The 1,912-nt window shown below is 38.7% G+C and carries 3 protein-coding genes and 1 pseudogene; 2 read left to right on the top strand and 2 right to left on the bottom strand.

Translation table 11 applies throughout. The features are described 5' to 3' along the window. The coding region (locus AC1DUW_RS27195; protein WP_477643973.1) for a VOC family protein at positions 1 to 540 on the bottom strand (540 nt) is incomplete at its 3' end. A gap of 181 nt (positions 541 to 721) precedes the next feature. Between AC1DUW_RS27195 and AC1DUW_RS27190 the strand changes: the two genes are divergently transcribed. Both AC1DUW_RS27190 and AC1DUW_RS27185 read left to right on the top strand, forming a co-directional pair. Next, entirely contained in the window at positions 722 to 898 is a 177-nt protein-coding gene (locus AC1DUW_RS27190) for a hypothetical protein (RefSeq protein ID WP_477643972.1), read from the top strand. Positions 899 to 993: 95 nt separating this feature from the next. Beyond that, the gene (locus tag AC1DUW_RS27185; protein ID WP_477643971.1) at positions 994 to 1,116 is read left to right on the top strand and encodes a hypothetical protein; all 123 of its coding nucleotides are present in this window, start codon (positions 994 to 996) and stop codon (positions 1,114 to 1,116) included. A 189-nt stretch (positions 1,117 to 1,305) separates the two neighbouring features. On the opposite strand, the pseudogene AC1DUW_RS27180 reads toward AC1DUW_RS27185, so the two are convergent. Further along, positions 1,306 to 1,912, bottom strand: a pseudogene (locus AC1DUW_RS27180) (alpha/beta fold hydrolase); the annotation flags it as partial.

The raw sequence follows: 1,912 nt of genomic DNA, 5'->3' as shown, positions 1-1,912 counted from the left end.
GAACCCCAACACCTCAGTAAGTACTCTTTCAGTCGGTTCAATATTAGGAACTGTAAGCTTAACTGGTCCTAATCCAAGGATGGAAAATCCCTTCGGTACCGGGCTCTTATCCCACGGCACCCCTCCGTGAACGCCTTTATTATCCTGATCGGAAACCAGTAGTAGTCTCTGCCCTTCTGGATCTTTAAATGCAAGTACCTGTCGATGAAAACGAGTCGTTACTTCGTCGTGCTCAACATTATATTCTACAAATCGTTTTTTCCAAAAGTCCAGCGCTTTATTATCTTTCACTCTTAAAGCAATTTCTGAAATACTATTGTTCCCCTCATGTGTACGGGCAGCCTGAGGAATTTCAAAAAACGTTAGTTCTGTTCCCGGAGAACCTGCCTCGTCTCCGTAAAATAAGTGATACACACGAATATCATCCTGATTCACCGTTTTTTTGATTAATCGCAACCCTAACGTTTTCGTGTAGAAATCAAAATTCCCACCCGCTCTAGCCGTAATCGCCGAAACGTGATGTAATCCTTTTAATTCCATCTGTACCACTCCTTTCTATATATATCTCCCCTTAAGAGAGATAAATTAACCTATGATTAATATCTCGACTTCGAGGTATCAGCACAAGGAACAATACTTTTAATCCAAATATCTTGATTTAAAGATAAACTAGAGCGATATTTTTGTCAACCATTCTTACCTTTCACTTATAGAAAATACTATGAAAAAAATACGACCTTTTATTTCTACTTTTTATAAAAAAAATTACGGACAATCAGTAGAGAAAATGAAAATGGATATGGTACGGTTTTATTTTGCTGATTATCAGGCTTTTATTAAAGGTCTTCAAGAGCAATTTAAATTGTATGCTGAAAACTTCCCGATTTGGTCCAACTAATCGTCAGGTATTTTGCAGTTTGTCGTTTGGGCAGCCTTAGAAATTAAAGGGTTCGGAGCAGCCTTCAGCACTAAAATCCCTTAATTGGTGGCGAAGTGAGCAAGACATTGAACATTCATCAGAATTGGAAGCTGATTGCACCGATGCCATTTGGAAAACCCACTGCCAACCCAAGTGATAAAACCTTCTCCCCACTTGAAGATCGAGTAAAAATATAACTCATAACGTAGTAGGGCTGGCTCAACTTCCGAGCCAGCCCTACTATTTTCAACTGATATAATCTGGAATAGTTCCAAAAAATCTTGTGAATACTACGGGTGCAAACCCTAAATAACCTATAATTGGCATAATTTTAAAATTTTCATATTCATTTACCACGTACATCATACATCTCCCTTCAAAAACTGTTAATTATTCATTGGAGAAGATCGCTTCGGAAGCCATTCCTTAAGGTAAAGTGGGAGTCCACCCACATACTCCTTGGAAGCATGTCCACTTGGAAGGAGAATGTATGTCTTATCCTTACAAGTCAAATGCTTCATAACAGGATTAATCATTTCCTGCGGTACCAGACGGTCATTTTCATTTGCTGATACTAATACACTAGCGTCAATATTGGATAGCATAGCTTTTTTTCCTCTGATTCTTAAACTCCCCTTAACCAAACGATTGTTTATCACAAGATCTTCACCTATCTGTTTTGCAGTCGCTCCAGCTAAAGGCACGTGTCCATTTGTCCACGCATTGAATCGACGCCAATGTTGAACATATTCTTCATCATCAGCTTGATTTAATAAAGACAGATAGGGTGATATATAGATAGGTGATGTGATCAAGCGGATTCCATATTTAACCTCACTAGCTGGGATCGTTTTAAAAATGTCAATCGTCTCGTCAAAATCTGCGGTACCATCTTTTATTGCAGCTTGCCATTGATCAAAAGATTGGGAGGCACTAAAATCTATAGGTGTAACGGAGAGAATTAAATTCTTAACAGGCTCGTCTGCAATAGCC

Source organism: Peribacillus sp. P4_C12 (assembly GCF_056402095.1).
This window is presented reverse-complemented; position numbering and strand designations above follow the sequence as displayed.

Bases quoted from the DNA above. Each gene is read 5' to 3' on its own strand.
- AC1DUW_RS27190 (WP_477643972.1), top strand. From the start codon at position 722: ATGAAAAAAATACGACCTTTTATTTCTACTTTTTATAAAAAAAATTAC.